Source organism: Candidatus Thiothrix putei, assembly GCA_029972225.1.
In the GTDB taxonomy this organism is placed as follows: Bacteria; Pseudomonadota; Gammaproteobacteria; order Thiotrichales; family Thiotrichaceae; genus Thiothrix; species Thiothrix putei.
This window is the reverse complement of record CP124756.1, coordinates 3,977,368-3,992,097: the sequence shown is the minus strand read 5'-3', so window position 1 is coordinate 3,992,097 and position 14,730 is coordinate 3,977,368. Positions and strand designations below refer to the sequence as shown.

Annotated in this window: 15 protein-coding genes, 2 tRNA genes and 3 pseudogenes; 10 read left to right on the top strand and 10 right to left on the bottom strand. The window is 51.1% G+C overall.

Going from position 1 to position 14,730, the window contains the following annotated elements; genetic code table 11:
* Positions 1-5: 5 nt before the first annotated feature.
* A complete protein-coding gene (locus QJT81_20520; protein ID WGZ94136.1) occupies positions 6-947 on the top strand; it encodes an ISAzo13 family transposase in 942 nt (313 codons plus the stop codon).
* A gap of 123 nt (positions 948-1,070) precedes the next feature.
* Here the strand turns inward: QJT81_20520 and QJT81_20515 are convergent.
* Positions 1,071-2,119, bottom strand: a pseudogene (locus QJT81_20515) (IS630 family transposase).
* Positions 2,120-2,619: 500 nt separating this feature from the next.
* Positions 2,620-3,180 (bottom strand): HipA domain-containing protein, encoded by a 561-nt coding sequence (locus QJT81_20510; GenBank protein WGZ94135.1) that lies wholly within the window; start codon positions 3,178-3,180, stop codon positions 2,620-2,622.
* A 126-nt stretch (positions 3,181-3,306) separates the two neighbouring features.
* On the opposite strand from QJT81_20510, the gene QJT81_20505 reads away from it, so the two are divergent.
* Positions 3,307-4,362, top strand: a complete 1,056-nt coding sequence (locus QJT81_20505) for a transposase (GenBank protein ID WGZ94134.1) — start codon at positions 3,307-3,309, stop codon at positions 4,360-4,362.
* Positions 4,363-4,479: 117 nt separating this feature from the next.
* On the opposite strand, the gene QJT81_20500 is transcribed toward QJT81_20505, so the two are convergent.
* Together QJT81_20500 and QJT81_20495 are read right to left on the bottom strand one after the other, a co-directional pair.
* Positions 4,480-5,304: a HipA domain-containing protein gene (locus QJT81_20500; GenBank protein WGZ94133.1), complete on the bottom strand. Its 825-nt coding sequence runs from the start codon at positions 5,302-5,304 to the stop codon at positions 4,480-4,482.
* Positions 5,291-5,566, bottom strand: a complete 276-nt coding sequence (locus tag QJT81_20495; GenBank protein WGZ94132.1) for a helix-turn-helix transcriptional regulator — start codon at positions 5,564-5,566, stop codon at positions 5,291-5,293. Before QJT81_20495 ends, QJT81_20500 begins: the two co-directional genes overlap by 14 nt.
* Positions 5,567-5,681: 115 nt before the next feature.
* On the opposite strand from QJT81_20495, the pseudogene QJT81_20490 reads away from it, so the two are divergent.
* Positions 5,682-5,883 (top strand): annotated as a pseudogene (locus QJT81_20490) (RtcB family protein).
* Between the two features lie 60 nt (positions 5,884-5,943).
* On the opposite strand, the gene QJT81_20485 reads toward QJT81_20490, so the two are convergent.
* Genes QJT81_20485 through QJT81_20475 form a run of 3 tightly spaced genes read right to left on the bottom strand, consistent with a single transcriptional unit; the run spans position 5,944 to position 7,138 of the window.
* Positions 5,944-6,417, bottom strand: a complete 474-nt coding sequence (locus QJT81_20485; protein ID WGZ94131.1) for a DUF3368 domain-containing protein — start codon at positions 6,415-6,417, stop codon at positions 5,944-5,946.
* Positions 6,414-6,665 carry a UPF0175 family protein gene (locus QJT81_20480; protein ID WGZ94130.1) on the bottom strand — a complete coding sequence of 84 codons (252 nt, stop codon included), beginning with the start codon at positions 6,663-6,665 and terminating at the stop codon, positions 6,414-6,416. The genes QJT81_20485 and QJT81_20480 overlap by 4 nt, the downstream gene beginning before the upstream one ends.
* 35 nt (positions 6,666-6,700) lie before the next feature.
* Complete coding sequence (locus tag QJT81_20475) at positions 6,701-7,138, bottom strand: hypothetical protein (GenBank protein ID WGZ94129.1); 438 nt, start codon at positions 7,136-7,138, stop codon at positions 6,701-6,703.
* Positions 7,139-7,370: 232 nt separating this feature from the next.
* Here QJT81_20475 and QJT81_20470 point away from each other — a divergent pair.
* The 3 genes from QJT81_20470 to QJT81_20460 all read left to right on the top strand — a co-directional run bounded on the left by QJT81_20470 (position 7,371) and on the right by QJT81_20460 (position 8,932).
* Positions 7,371-7,444, top strand: a tRNA-OTHER gene (locus QJT81_20470).
* Positions 7,444-7,514: transfer RNA gene (locus QJT81_20465), tRNA-Pro, on the top strand. The genes QJT81_20470 and QJT81_20465 overlap by 1 nt, the downstream gene beginning before the upstream one ends.
* A 62-nt stretch (positions 7,515-7,576) precedes the next feature.
* The gene (locus tag QJT81_20460; protein WGZ94128.1) at positions 7,577-8,932 is read left to right on the top strand and encodes a slipin family protein; all 1,356 of its coding nucleotides are present in this window, start codon (positions 7,577-7,579) and stop codon (positions 8,930-8,932) included.
* Positions 8,933-9,061: 129 nt separating this feature from the next.
* On the opposite strand, the gene QJT81_20455 is transcribed toward QJT81_20460, so the two are convergent.
* Positions 9,062-9,685 carry a DUF2238 domain-containing protein gene (locus QJT81_20455; protein WGZ94127.1) on the bottom strand — a complete coding sequence of 208 codons (624 nt, stop codon included), beginning with the start codon at positions 9,683-9,685 and terminating at the stop codon, positions 9,062-9,064.
* A gap of 92 nt (positions 9,686-9,777) precedes the next feature.
* Between QJT81_20455 and QJT81_20450 the strand changes: the two genes are divergently transcribed.
* A complete protein-coding gene (locus QJT81_20450) occupies positions 9,778-10,332 on the top strand; it encodes a DUF6174 domain-containing protein (protein WGZ94126.1) in 555 nt (184 codons plus the stop codon).
* A gap of 27 nt (positions 10,333-10,359) precedes the next feature.
* Here the strand turns inward: QJT81_20450 and QJT81_20445 are convergent, their stop codons facing one another.
* Positions 10,360-11,223, bottom strand: a complete 864-nt coding sequence (locus QJT81_20445) for an IS481 family transposase (protein ID WGZ96520.1) — start codon at positions 11,221-11,223, stop codon at positions 10,360-10,362.
* A 293-nt stretch (positions 11,224-11,516) separates the two neighbouring features.
* Here QJT81_20445 and dcm point away from each other — a divergent pair, with 293 nt between their 5' ends.
* Complete coding sequence (dcm, locus tag QJT81_20440; GenBank protein WGZ94125.1) at positions 11,517-12,581, top strand: DNA (cytosine-5-)-methyltransferase; 1,065 nt, start codon at positions 11,517-11,519, stop codon at positions 12,579-12,581.
* Positions 12,582-12,599: 18 nt separating this feature from the next.
* Here dcm and QJT81_20435 read toward each other — a convergent pair.
* Positions 12,600-13,924, bottom strand: a pseudogene (locus QJT81_20435) (UPF0236 family protein).
* A 117-nt stretch (positions 13,925-14,041) separates the two neighbouring features.
* On the opposite strand from QJT81_20435, the gene QJT81_20430 reads away from it, so the two are divergent.
* Positions 14,042-14,287 (top strand): DNA cytosine methyltransferase, encoded by a 246-nt coding sequence (locus tag QJT81_20430; GenBank protein WGZ94124.1) that lies wholly within the window; start codon positions 14,042-14,044, stop codon positions 14,285-14,287.
* Positions 14,288-14,452: 165 nt separating this feature from the next.
* Positions 14,453-14,725, top strand: a complete 273-nt coding sequence (locus QJT81_20425) for a hypothetical protein (GenBank protein WGZ94123.1) — start codon at positions 14,453-14,455, stop codon at positions 14,723-14,725.
* The last annotated feature ends 5 nt before the right edge of the window (positions 14,726-14,730 follow it).

Here is a 14,730-nt window from a genome sequence, read left to right as displayed (position 1 = left end):
TGCAATTGGATGACCATTTTCGCCAAGTTTTAAAGGATCATACGGCAGGCGACCCGATGCGGGAGGCGGTGAAATGGACGAACCTGTCACGTCGGCAGATTGCCCGGCGGGTGCAGGCATTGGGGACATCGGCTGGGAAAAACGTGGTGTCGCGCCTATTACGGGAGCACGGCTACCGCCGCCGCAAGCCCCAGAAGAAACGCACCATGGGGCAACACGCTGACCGTAATGCCCAGTTTGAAAAGATTGCCCAGCTCAAACAAACCTACCTGCAAGCAGGCAAACCCGTGATCAGCATTGACACCAAAAAGAAGGAACTGCTGGGCAACTTTTACCGTGAAGGGGTAACGGATGCCGTCGAACCCACGGAGGTCAATGACCATGACTTCGCCAGCTATGGCAATGGTCAGGTGATCCCCCACGGCATCTACGACCTTGCCCGCAACGAAGCGGCACTGCACCTGAACACCAGCCACGACACCACCGAGTTTGCCTGCGAAAGCCTTGGCTTATGGTGGCGTGAGCAAGGGAAACCCAACTACCCCGAAGCTGACGAGCTGTTGGTCTTATGTGACGGTGGTGGCAGCAACAGTTCCTCCGCGTACCTGTTCAAGCAAGACTTGCAGGCATTGGCGGACAGTCTGAACCTGACAATACGCATCGCCCACTACCCGCCCTATTGCTCCAAATACAACCCGATTGAACACCGCCTGTTCCCCCATGTGACCCGTGCCTGCCGGGGTGTGCCGTTGGAAACGGTCGAAACCGCCAAACACTACATGGCAAAAACGGAAACCACCACTGGCATGAAGGTCGCTGTCCGCATCATCAGTAAAGTTTTTGAAACCGGGCGCAAGTATACCCAAGCGTTTAAGGATAACATGACCATCCAGTTCGATGATTTCCTGCCAAAATGGAACTACTCCGCTGTCCCTCAGTCCCCCTGATTTCGGGAAGTTATTTCGGGACAGTTCCTTAGGACAGTTTTTGCATGAGGCTAACCAAGAAAATAGCCGGAAGTCCTTTCGGAGTGTTGTGATTGTTTGGAGTTCATTTTTGGAGAATATACCTTACAGCGTCAAGACCTGAACATTTTTAAAGGTTTGAAAATTTGTTGTCATCAACTGGGTCAGTTCTTTCTTGTGATCGGTATCCAGCTTGTCGAGACAGTTGGTGATGGCCGCCTTGAAAGCGGGAAACTTATCATAGTATTTCGAGTACAAGCATTTTTTCTTGACGAACTTCCACAACCGTTCAATCAGATTGAGGTTGGGTGAATAGGTCGGTAAAAATAATAGTTCAATATTGAGCCTTTTCGCACAGGCAAACACGGCTTCACAGCGTTGATACTTGGCATTATCCAAGACCAAAGTGATCGGTATTTTGAGTGCTAACGCTGCAATTTTTTCCAATAATTCACACACGCTGTTAGCGTTGATATAGGAGTCGTTAGTGATCGTGATGAGTTGTAGCGTTATCGCATTGAGTGCGCCCAATACGTTGTAGCGTTGTCGACCACAGGGGGCTTTGATGAATACGCGGGAAAATGACCACAAAAACCCCAGAAACGGTGCTAACACGAAGTGGGCGGCATCGACAAAAAAAGGGCGCGTTTGCCCTCCTTAGCCTCCTGAATGCGCGGTTTTAGTTCATTTTCCAGGAACTTTTCTTGTGCTTCCACATCAGCTTTGGCGGGTATCATCCCCACTTTATGGATGTCCATCCCTATTTTCTTCATAAAGACACGTACCCTGTCCTCACTGCGTTTGATGCCTGTCAGCTCCTCAATCTTAGCGGCTGCCGCCTTGCTGGTTGCGGGGGGATATTCACGAAAATAGGCTTCAATCTTGTCTTTATATGCCATCAAATCACTCTGTGGTTTATTGAATCGTATTTCTTTAAGAGCTTCTAAACCGTTAGGTTGTAGGTAGGCGTTTAGGTAGGCAAGCAGCGTGGCTTCTGTAATCCTTTCCAATCGTTTGATTTCCTTATGCGTCAACTGTTGGGATTTCAGGTACAGCACGGACATTTTCTTACGGACTCTGGGATGAGGATGGCGCTCCTTCCAGTAGAACAGCTCCGCTATCTCATCCTCAGTGAAAGTGATTTTTAATGTCATACATTACTCATGGCTGCTTTTGTTACCAGTCATCTAACCATATTTCCCTGATCAAAAAAACTATTTTATGGCACGGACTGGTATATACTTGAAGGACTGCTTGAAAAGGAAGCATCGCGTACTGGCGATACTGGCAAACCACCTCCAATATTTGACAAGAAAATCAAGCAAGCACTGACACTCAATTTGATTACTCAAGAGGAAGCTAAAAGATGCCACCTTATCCGACTTATCCGCCACAAAGCAGCGCATGAATGGAAACTTTCCTTGTCGACCAAGGGGATTCGTAAAAATCTCCACACTCTTTACAAACTTGACCACAGACAAACCTTCGTATTTCACGAAGACTTGGATTTTCTCATTCAGATGATCTACAGCGCATCATGCTCAATGCTTGTAATGAAATTTCTAACGCGGCTTAGCGGAGACTAAAATTGTGCGACTCACTATTGTGACAAATGCACATCCACCACAATTTTCGAGTAGGGTGTAAGTTACGCTTATAGCACTACATCCTGCATCATGCCCGCATGTTCCAGCAAGCGGCTTGTCTGTTGCTGGATGCTATCCCGCAAGTTTGCTGCAAACTGCTGTTCTGCTGGGGTTTTCAATACACACGCCGCCCACACGCGGGGCAATTGTTCAACGACCTGCTTGCACATGGCGGTCAGTGTTGCCTGCACCAGTGAGCGCGACAGACCACAACTCGCGGCAAAATCCGCCAATTGAAAGGCGGACACACGGGTATCGAAGTCATCCCCCAACGCCATCGCCAGTTCCTGCTGGTATTCGGGATATACCGCGATATTGACCAGATCGTAGCAAGGCGCAGGTTCGATGCCGTTTTTGCCGACGAAAAAGCTGATGTTTTTGCCGTGCGCATCCCAATTGCTGATGATGAGATTGAATAGCACCCAGTCCAGCACGTATTTGCGGGCAAGTGCAGGCGAACGGCAATGAGCGCAGAAGGCAAATAAACGCGGCAAACTTGCGCCGTCACGGATAGCCGCCACATCGGGGCTGTTACCAAAATTGCGTTCGTATTTGTATTCAGGCGGCAAATCGAGTGAGCCACTTGCAAAATTACATTTTCAGCGTAAACCTTCCTTCATCTGAAGGAAAAAAGAAGTGTGGGCTGCCGTTTTCGGCGATAATAGAAGCGTCAAAACAACCATTAAGCCCACGCTATGAATTCTACCGAACGCGCCCTGATTGCACAACGCTGGAGTTTGCTGCAAATTGAAATACTACCTTGCTTCAATGATGCCTTTGGCACATTGACCCCCAAGCTTGAAAAACTCATTCACGTACTGGAGCTGACGCGCATTGAAGATTTTGTGCGCTCTTTTCGTGATGGGTCTGGACGGCCAGCGACGGAGCGATCTTGGTTTGCCAATGCTTTTGTCGCCAAAAGCGTGCTCAATATTGTCAATACGCGAGCACTCATTGACCGGCTGCAAAACGATCGCTCCCTGCGACGCATCTGCGGGTTTCCCCTGACCAAGAAACTGCCTTCCGAATCCACCTTTTCACGTGCCTTCGCTGAATTTGCTGAACAGCGTTTAGCGGAACGTGTGCATGAAACGTTGGTGAAAACGTATTTGGGCGATGCGCTGATCGGTCACCTGTGTCGGGATTCAACAGCCATTGAGGCACGTGAACGGCCTGTTGCCGAGGAAAAGCCAAAGAAAAAACAAGGGCAAACACGGATTCAGCGCCAACGGGAACAGTCACTTCAGCAAGCACTCGATGAGATACCGGTTCAGTGTAACCGGGGGACGAAGAAGAATGCCCAAGGCTACAAGCACAGTTGGAACGGCTACAAACTGCATATCGATACCGCCGATTGTGGTGTCCCGATAGCAGCCATTCTGTCTTCCGCCTCGTTTCACGACAGCGGGGCGGCTATTCCACTGTCCCAAATCAGTGCCCAACGTGTCACCAGTCTCTACGACCTGATGGATGCAGCCTATTGCAGTGCTGATTTGCACGAATACAGCCGTCATCTGGGGCATGTCCCTCTGATTGATCACAATCCTCGCGGCGGACAGAAAGAAGCGTTTGAACCTGCTGATGCCGAGCGTTACAAAATTCGCAGCACCGTAGAACGAACCAATGCCCGCCTGAAGGATGAATTTGGTGGTCGGAATGTGTGGGTGCAAGGTGCGCAAAAAGTTTACAGCCACTTGATGTTTGGGATTTTGGTGTTGAGTGCTGATCAACTGATGCGTGTCTTGTTATAAGGCGACTGGTTTTGAAAAAACACGGGAAGACTGACTGAAAAACAGGAGCAGTCGCATCGGTATGGGTGAAATTTAGCAAAAGTTACGGTAAAACTGAAAAAGCTCAGGTTTCGTTGGTCAAATTGAGTAAAAAATCGGCTGAATATGCGGCGTTCGGTCAATGCTGAAAATTGAGCAACTCAGTTTGTCGGATTTTGCAAGTCGCTCGAGTGCTTGGCAACCATCAATCAGATGGCGACGCAATACCGTATCGCCCTGGCGTTTGCGGTCGAAGCGTGTCACCAGCAACGCACGATGTTGCCCGAAACGCAGCAATTCCACCGCTGCGACGGGCAAACCGATAGCGTTGGCAAGCTGCATCAGCAGGTATTCATTCAGCACCACATGGTTCTGGCTGGCTGGCTCGAACTTAAGGATATGGGTGGAACACAAGCTGCCTTCGCCAAATGCCAGCCCGCCTTGTGCATCCGCCAACACATTGATTTTATGTTGAACCCCAGCCACCGACAGGCGCGGGCGACCATCCCACACAATCAGGTTGCGGGCGGGTTGATTGTCGAGCCGCTCCAGCAATTCAGCAGGCAGGATCGGGCGCAAGCAGGCGGGCTGGATGGGTTCAAGCGTTTCAGGCAAGAACTGCAATGCACCCGGCGTATCTGTTCCCAAAGCGCGGATAATCCCAAAGGTATTGGCACGGCTGAGCTGGTAGTTTTCCAGCAGGATGTCGAAACCCTGACCTTCGGGCAGCAAGTTACGCAGGAAACGTTGCACCACTTGATGATTCGCTGTGTTTGTCAGCGGCAAATGCGGCGAAATGGCAAAACCACTGGCCTGCCATGTCGGAGTGTATTCCAGCGTCAATTGCCCTTGCGCATCTGCCAGCAGGAAACCGATGGGCTGCTCACCCAAGTAAATCCGCAGGCGGTGCTCATACCCAGTCATCGTCACCACCTTCTGTCCACGGCTCTACTTTTAGCGCAATGCCAAGACCGTTGAGCACTTGAAGCAATGTACTGAGTTGTACGCCGGAATGCCCACGTTCCAGCTTGCTCAAGGTGTCTTTGGCAACGCCGAGTAACGCGGCAGCATCATCAATCCGCAAGCCGGATTGGGTGCGTTTGGCGCGGATGAATTGCCCCAGTAATGCCGGGGTGAGTGCGCCGAATTGTTGGGGGGTGGGAAGTGGTGTGAGCGGTCTTGCCATTGTGCGTTACCATTGTTCCTGCTATCCAAGGAATAATAGCGTATGACGGGCAATATGCAAGGTTGTTCCTGCCAACCTAGGAATAAATAGAAAGATAGGGTTTTTATCTTTTTAGGGGGCGAAATCCTTCATCGTGCGCGGCTTGGATAATGAGGAAAGTTTTTGCAGTTGCAGCCACGGCGCGGGGCGCGTGATGTCGCGTGTCACTGGATGAGCATAAACGCGCTGTTGAGGGGGTGGAATGCCGCGTGGATGAGGCGGTGATTGATGAAACACCCTCGGCTTATAAGCCGATTGATAAGGTGATGGCGGAGTAGAGTGATTTGGTGGGAGTGCTGCATACGTTCAGGCAGGTAGTGTGTGTGAAGGGATGAAAATCATTCCCCCGCCAACCGCAAAGCCTCAGTTACCACCACGTCGCTGAGATACAGATTTGCCTGCTGGATAATCATCGCATAGGGCTTGATTGCCGCAATCAGCCCTTTTTCCTTGGCTCGCAACAACAACCCCAAGCTACCAATAGCTTTAATGGCATTAAGTGATGCTACTTTTTTGGCGCGTTGATCATCAATCAGTAAATGTTGAGCATTCAAGTGCTTGTACAGCGCCATCGCCTGTAATTCACCCGCTCCAAGCCCGTTAGCGGTGATGACTAAACCAGACAAATCAACATCCACCGTTTTGTCACTCAGGTAGGCTAGCAGTTTTTCAGCAGCGGGCTTGCCTGCAATAACACATTCCTCAAACACCGCACGCGGCACACGGACTTGTTGATAAAGCGCGTCCAACAGGTGCAATCCATTGCATACTGCCAATGCAACCAAGGCAGAACTATCCGCAACAATAATCATAAATCCCGCAATGCCTCCAACTCCGCTTCGAGTTCGCCGGGTTCGTAGTTGATGACAGGGATTTTGTGTTTTGCGCATTCTTCGTAAAAGCGGTAGCGGTCTACACCTGCAAACTCACAGGCAAATCCTGCGGATATTTTACCCGCCTGAAACATGGCGAGAGCCGCATACAGCTTGATTTGTTTGGCAAGTTCGGGAAGCGTGTAGTCCAGCCCGAATTGTTCAGGGACATCGAGTGTAACTTGCATTTCTAACACCTCGGTTAGCGTTTTTCATGAACTCATCATAGCGGTTGAAGCACGGATTCCGCAATGTTGTCCGATTCGCACGGATACAGCGAGATATACACATCCACCCCTAAAGCAGTCATGCGGGTTAGGGTTGCATTCGTCAGCGCATTCCTGACTCCCATCCCATCACCACACTGATAACCAATGTCCAATGTTTTGCTCATGCAAGCATCCCAAAGAGCACGGGCTGAAGCATCCAGTGCTTCGATAGCATCAAGCATGAGCACAATAGTCAGCTCAGGCTGGCGCAGATGCAATGCCTCGTCAGCCACTTCATTGATTTCTAAGGTTGCATACCATTTGCCGTCATCGCCAACCCCAGCGTGCAATGAATAAAAGCCGTTGGCTTCCAACACCTGCACCAGAAGCGTCAAATCCTGCTCAGCAATCAGGTCAAGGTCTGTGTTGAGATAGCGTGCTGTTTCTTTCATGAAAATAGATTCCTATCTTTATAGATAATTAATTCCATTGCCCCGTTCTCCCTCCGAATCGGGAAAACAAATAAAATCAATCATTATCAATAGCTTAAAAAATACCAACAAACTTGGCACACCCCTTGCAAAACCATTCACGACTTTCGTTACTTGTGGAGCAGGTTCAACCGCCTGCCTGACGCGACCACCGCTGGTGTACCCGCGTATCTGTTCTGATCGTCAAAACCATGCAGCCATAGCTCAGTCTGGTAGAGCAACCGGAAATCCGGTCGGTCGTTGGTTCGACTCCAACTGGCTGCCCCATCACTGTAGCTCAGTCTGGTAGAGCACTGGATCTGGTATCTGGTTGTCGTCGGTTCGACTCCGGCTAGTGAACTTACCCTGAAACGGTAACTTAGCCCGCAAGGGCAAACAAACGGCAAACCACCACGGTCAATGCCCGACGCTCAGGAATGCTGCGGCAGGAATGGGCAGACAGCAACGACCAACACCCGCGCCGCCTTGACGGTGGGTCTGCGAGGTGCGAAACCGCAACGGCTTCGGCTCACGCGGATTTCCCATCCGGCACAAACCGTCAAGCCTGCACGGGTGTGGGGGAATGCCACCCAATTTTTAAAGGACAACGCCATGTTATTCAAAACCAAAATTATTGTTCCAGAAACACATCGCGGGCTGTTGTTCAAAGACGAACAGTTCGCGCAAATCCTGCCTGCGGGTGTCCACACCTTTTACGGCTGGAAAAATCAGTACCGCGTACAGCAATTCGCCGTCACGGGCAGTGCGCAAACCTTCGTGCCGGAGGATGTCGTCAGCCTTGCCGACTTGCACGCCGACAAATTCGCCGCGCATATCCATCGCTGGGAAACCGGCGAACAGGAAGTCGGTTTGCTGTACCAAGACAAGGTGCTGAAAGACATCAAGCCGCCTGCGCAACGTGGCGCGTGCTGGCAAGGTCAGCGCAGCATTGAAGTGCGTAAAATCGACATCAGCACCGATTTCAAGCTGCCCAAAGCCTTGGCAAGCCAATTGCTGACCGCAAAAGATGCCACCTTACGGGCGGCGGCGTTAAACGCGTTGGTGATGGCGACCATCCCCGAAGGTCACACCGGCTTTCTGGAAGTCGACGGCGAACAGCGCGAAATACTGACAGCAGGTACGCACGTTTGGTGGCAATTCAACCACACGATCAAGGTCACGCAACTCGATTGCCGCCTGCAAAACATGGAGGTTAACGGTCAGGAAATCCTCACCAAAGACCGTGTAGGCTTGCGCATCAACCTCTCCGCCATGTGGCAGATTGTTGACCCGCAGCAAGTCAAAACGGCACTGGCAGACCACAAGGACTACCTGTACCGCGAGCTGCAACTGGCGTTACGTGCGGTGGTTTCCACCCAAACGCTGGACGAATTGCTGGCAGACAAAAACCTGCTCAACCAATCCATCCAGCAAACGGTTGCGGAAAAAGCAGCGGCTTACGGCATCGACCTGAAAACCGTCGGGGCGCGTGACATCGTGTTGCCCGGTGATATGAAGGCGATTTTGGCGCAAGTCGTCGAAGCCGAGAAAAAGGCCGAAGCCAACCAAATCCGCCGCCGTGAAGAAACACAGGAAACGCGCTCCATGCACAACACCGCCAAGGTCATGGAAGGCAACCCTGTGTTGCTGCGCCTCAAAGAGCTGGAAATATTGGAAAAGATCACCGGACGCATCAGCACCCTGAACGTCTACGGCGGTCTGGATGGCGTCATGAACGATCTGGTCAAACTGACAGACAAGGGCAAAGCAGCGTAACATTGGTAGGGGCGGAAAATGTTTCGCCCCTTACCTTATCGGGAGAAACACAGATGACCTTCATCATGGTTGACATCGAAGCCGATGGCCCAATCCCCGGCGATTACTCAATGGTCAGTTTCGGCGCGGTCATCGTCGAACCCGACTATTTATCCCCGCCGTCAGCCCCATTGCCAAGAATGCCCCACCGCTTGCCAGTGCCATATCTTTGTGTGCATCCCACACATCACCTTGTGTACCGAGGTAAGCCATGCCGAGTTCACCGCCGAACACTTCCGCGACTGCCCACTCCACCAATTCGTATAGCAGCGACGTCGACATGGTTAAATCCAACGGCAGGAAATAGCTCCAGAAGCCTTTCACATCCGCCACCCGAATAAACATTTCCCGCACGGGGTAAGCCAATAGCAAGCCATACAAGAAATGCACCAGCCGGTCGAAATGGTTGCGTTCAAACCCCAGCGCTTCGTTTAGGGAATAACCAAAGGCGGATTGCCACCACTGGTCATACGGCACTTCAGCGTAGGTATAGTGCGAGCCGATTTCATGCAAGGTTAGAAATACGAAAATCAAGCCATAGGAAAGGCGTGATAGCGGAAACGCTTTGCTGGTACTCAGTAGTAAAATCACGGTTAACACGGTGAGAATGTTTTCCAACATCCAGTCATGACGGTAGCGTGGTGCAATCCCCAACGCTACGGCGAATACCAGAAATAACCCAAGCAAACCGAGAAACCACGTGCGGTGTGTCATATTGTTATGCTCATAATAACCTTCCTGAACTTTCCCCTGTTCTACCGGTCTTGTGCTGTATCAACACCAGCACATACCAAGGGGACACTGCTATGAAATACATCTTGCTGACCACACTCTGCGCAGGCTTGCTGAGTGGCTGTGTCGCAACCACACCTGCTTTTACAGGCAATACCGGTACAGTGGTAGAGCACCCTGTGCCATCTGCGGAAAGCTACTTCATTGCCAATCGCGACTTGTTAGCAGCAGAAACCAAGTGGCGGCAAAATAAACCAGCACATTACACTTACACCTTACAACGTTCCTGCTTCTGCACCCCGGAATTTCGCAAACCGATTGCGATTGAAGTATCGGGCAGCACGGTAACGAAATCAACGGTAGACGGTGTGCCGCTTTCCTTGGAACGCCGTGCTGATGCGCTAACCACCGAAGGTTTATTCGACATTATCCGCAAAGCCATTGATGCCAAAGCAGCGCGTATTGACGTGCAATATGACGCACAAAACGGTCGCCCGCTGTCGATCAGTATCGACCAAAATACGCAGATGGCTGATGAGGAAATGTATTACACCGCCTCTGAGTTCAAGGCAGTGACCAAAGCCAAACCTAAAGCGAAAAAGACCGTGAAGAAAACCAAGAAGAAGTAACTTACGGGGTCGGGTATTTCAGTATTTCTAGGTGTCAAGTCCCGATAGATCATATACTTTCTTTTTGAATAAATCTGGCTTCTTTTTCTGCCATTCTTTGAGCGCTTGAATAGGGGTTTTGTATCCCAGTGCTTTCTGGGGAATGCAGTGGTTGTAAAGCCGTTCATAATGTTTGATCGCCTCAGCCAATTCATTGGATGAGGCGAAACGGGTGGTTTGCAACAAGTCGCTGATACGCCCGTTGAAGCGTTCCACCATGCCGTTGGTTTGGGGGTGGCGTGGTTTGGTGAGGCGGTGTTCAGCCTTGATGCGTTCACAGGCTTTGTCGAATTTGTGCTTGCCAGTGGGGTCACGTTCGCCTTTACGGGTAAAGCGGTCGGTGAATTCCTTACCATTATCGGTTAGCACATATTGCACCTTGATGGGGAAGCGTTGCTCCACCTTACCCAGAAACTCCGCTGTGCTGGCAGCGGTTTTGTCCGGGTAAATGGCAAGGCATACCATACGACTGGCACGGTCGATGGCGACATACAGGTATTGGTGTTCCTTCTCGTTGGACATCTTCGGCAAGTATTTGATGTCAATATGGATATAGCCGGGTTCATAGTCCTTGAATACCTTTTTCGGCGGTGGCTCCTCGCCATACAGTTCCCGCTTCATCACTTTCAGGTTGGCAATCCCATGACGGCGCAGGCAGCGGTCAATACCCGAGCGGCTGGCGGCGGCATTGATGTATTCTTGGGTGATGTGGGTCAGGTCATCCAGCGACAACAGCAGGGTTTTGCGCAGCTCCACCACCAGCCATTCTTGTGCTTCGGTCAGCGTGGTTTGCGGCGTATCCGGGCGGTGCGATTTGTCGGTCATCTCCTCACGGTTCTGCCATTTGCGGATCGTCAGGCGGCGTTGTCCGTGCTTCAGGATGCAGTTTCATGTACGCTTTGCCTTGTAACCATGCGTGGATAAGATGCCTTCAAGGATAGCCCGCGCTTTGAAGAGTGGGTAGCTCCTTGAGGGAATATGATCCCATGGGATATGACACCCTCTGACTCCCCTCTCTCGTGATTGAATAAGTCACTCTGCCCATCAATTTTCCTGAACTCAAATGGCGAACTAAAAACGAACCATTGATTGCTAAAGGGAAACCATAAGCATAAAATGCAAAAAAGTTTCCCGTGGAGTCAATCATGTACGAAGTCAGAGCGTCAACGGTGTTGCAGTGTCTTGAAGAGGCTGCGCACTACTACAACCATTCCGAGATTGCTGAAAAGCTGGGCGTTAACCCCAGCACCGTCGGACGCTGGCTAAAACGTGAAACAGAGCCGAAACATGGCATTCTGTATGGTCTGCAACAGATGTTGATGCCGTTTGGCAAACCGGCGGACAGTGCCGATTTCACCTTCATCGACCTGTTCGCGGGAATTGGCGGCATTCGCAAGGCATTTGAGCTGAACGGGGGACGCTGCGTATTTACCAGTGAATGGGATGCTTACGCCCAACGTACCTACCACGCCAACTTTGCTGACGGGCAACCCATTGCAGGGGACATTACCACGATACCTGAAGCGAACATTCCGGCACATGATGTACTATTAGCCGGTTTCCCCTGCCAGCCGTTTTCGATTGCGGGCGTCTCGAAGAAAAATGCCCTTGGACGGGCGCACGGTTTTGAGGATGAAACTCAAGGCACGCTGTTTTTCGACGTGGCACGCATCATCAAAGCCAAACGCCCCGGTGCATTTCTGCTGGAAAACGTCAAGAATCTGCAATCCCATGACAAGGGCAATACGTTCCGTATCATCCTGCACACCTTGCGGGAGGAACTCGGCTATCAGGTTCACTGGACAACCATTGACGGGCAGCACTGGACACCCCAGCACCGTGAACGCACGGTCATTGTCGGCTTCCGCGAACCAACCGCATTTAGCTGGGATGCACTGCAACTGCCGGGCAAAGGTCGTATCACGCTAGGTAACATCCTACACAAGACCGATGGTAGCGAACCTGTACTGGAACACGACGAAGGCCGCTATTTCGATCATGCCAACCGCAAGATTCATGACAAATACACCCTAACCAACAATCTCTGGAAATACCTGCAAGATTACGCTGACAAACACAAGGCTAAGGGTAACGGCTATGGTTTTGGGCTGGCGTATGCCAATAGCGTGACCCGCACCCTTTCCGCCCGTTATTACAAAGACGGCTCGGAAATACTGGTCTGGCAAGGCGAAAACAAAAACCGGGTGTGAACAAAAGTGCGGTAAACCTCATGCCGCCTCAGCGGTGTTTCGCCAATAATGCTTCCATTGCTGGTTTCCCCGCATGACCCTCAACGCCAACATATCCGCCGCATTATCACTTTTCCACCATGCCCCCGATTTTTTTAAGCGTTGCTGGATGATGTAACGGTGTGCACTTTCTATTTCGCCCGACCCCACGGGCAATCCGAGGGATTTTGCTGTCGGGTAATCCAGTTGCTCAATGCGGTTGCTCAGGTAACGGCGACAAGCTCGTACTGGGGCGTTACTGTCTTCTACCGTTTCTGCTTCGAGGAAAGGTTTCAGTGTGTCGATGACCGCTTGAGCTTGACCATCCTGTAGGGCTTTTTTCTGTTTGGCAAACCATTTATCCTTGTCCTTGAGGCATGAACAGCTTGCGGATGCTGCTGATAGGTATTCACAAACATGATAAAAATCAATCAGGTAATGTCCTTGTGTGCCAAATTGTTCATCCACTTGACGGTTGATCCAGCTTGCCCCATCACCCACCGCATGGAGGAACGTGCTTTTTCCAAATCCAGCACGGCAGGCGGTGTCGAATAAGATTTTTCCAGCATCTTCTACCGTGCCACCGAATATTGCGCCAAACGTTGGCGTAGCACTGCCTTTGGCGTGGGCAAGACACAGGCGGGCTTCTTTCCAGCTTTCCTTTTTGCCTTTGCGCTTGTCGGGGGCTGTTTCGTCAATCTCGACGATGGGGATCATGCTGCCGTCCATTTCGGCAATGACATAGGCTTTTCCCAACGTGCTTGGATAGTCTTTTATCAACACTTGGGATTCATGGATGCGTTTGGCGTGACCTTCGGTGATGTGTCGGATGCTGCTGGATGCCAGCCGTATCCCGTAATGTTCTTCTAATTTATCAGGCACTTGAGCAAATGAACAGTCCGCCCCAAAGTCCGTCACCGCCCGTTGCAGCGGGAGCGAACAGCCTCGGCAAACAACCTCGGCACTCTGGCTAAAGGGGCGGACACGCTTGCCGGGAATCCGGTAGACCGGTTCGCTTATGTGGATTTTTCCGTAGGTCGTGTGCCAATGACAGTTTTTTTTCCACTCTTTACATACTTCCCAATGCCTTCTTCACAGGCTGGGGCTGTGCATTTTTCTACACGTTTGTTTGCCCATGCAGTGATCGCATCATTTCCCATTTGGCGCAGTTCTTCTATCACCCGCTGTTCGGCGTCTGCTGCTTTGATAATGTCATCACCGGCATTTTCAACCACCTCGATTAGCCCTTCCATCCGAGCTTTTAATGCGGGGTTGCGGTTCAAGGCTTCTAAAAGTTTTTGGTCGCGGGAGCTAACTGTCAACATGGGAAAGTCCTTTTTCTCTGGTTTTAGGGGATGCCATCTTAGTCTACAGGACACCGCACTTTTGTTCACACCCACAAAAACCCGCGCCGCCTTACCCCGCGAGAATGTGCGCGGCTGATGGGCTACCCGGACACTTTCCGTATTCCGGTGTCGGATACACGGGCGTACAAACAGTTCGGCAACTCAGTGGTGATGCCTGTCTTCCGCGAAGTTGCCCGCGTGATGAAACCCTGGATAATGCAACAAACTTACAAACCCCTGATGACCGATATGTGGATCAATGATGGAATCAATCAAGTCGCTCTTACAGCTCATGGAATCACATGGAGCAATCCGTTTCTATGCGAAAAAGTTAGCGCCTAACGATAACTCAAAAAATCAGTTCTACCTTGGAGGTGGCTTTTCTGCCTTGCACACTATTCCTCATGGTTCCCTCTACGTAGACGATAGCAATATAGCTAAGGAACTGTCCCGAAATAACTTCCCTCTTTTCTGCTAACAGCGAAAGGGGGAAGATAGCCCCTTGTAATGCCAATCAACACCGAGGATGAGCCAATGGATGTTTACCCATCAGCCATAGAAAAACAAATGCAGCGGTTCTACCAATCGCTCAATGAGCGTGACCGCCGCCGCTACGCCGCCGTGGAAGCCGTCCGGCTTGGGCACGGGGGGCAGGACTACATTTCCCGGTTATTGGACTGTGACCCCAAAACCATCCGCCACGGGTTGACGGAGTTGGAATCGGAAGATGGCTTGCCCACCGTAAGGCAGCGAAAAAAAGGGGCGGGCGCAAACGGCTGAACGCT